1 protein-coding gene is annotated in these 440 nt (G+C 67.7%); it reads left to right on the plus strand.

Going from position 1 to position 440, the window contains the following annotated elements:
* On the plus strand, positions 1–440 hold a 440-nt coding region (locus IRZ56_RS22955; RefSeq protein WP_196147030.1), incomplete at both ends, for a methyl-accepting chemotaxis protein.

Below are 440 nucleotides of genomic sequence, written 5' to 3' on the forward strand. Positions count from 1 at the left end.
TTGCTGATCCCGGTGCTGATGCGCCCGCTGACCACCATGGGCCGCGCCATGCAGGACATCGCCGAGGGCGAAGGCGACCTGACCCGCCGCCTGGCGGTGCAGCACAAGGACGAGTTCGGCGAGCTGGCCACCTCGTTCAACCGTTTCGTCGAGCGTATCCACGCCTCGATCAGCGAGGTGTCCTCGGCCACCCGCCTGGTGCATGACCTGTCGGAGAAGGTGGTCAACGCCTCCAATGCTTCGATCATCGGCTCCGAGGAGCAGAGCATGCGCACCAACAGCGTCGCCGCGGCGATCAACCAGCTGGGCGCCGCCACCCAGGAGATCGCCCGCAACGCCGCCGACGCTTCGCAACATGCCAGCGGCGCCAGCGACCAGGCCAACGACGGCCGCCAGGTGGTGGACGACGCGATCAACGCCATGACCGCGCTGTCGCAGAA

This window comes from Pseudomonas guariconensis (assembly GCF_015680235.1).
Lineage (GTDB): Bacteria > Pseudomonadota > Gammaproteobacteria > Pseudomonadales > Pseudomonadaceae > Aquipseudomonas > Aquipseudomonas guariconensis_A.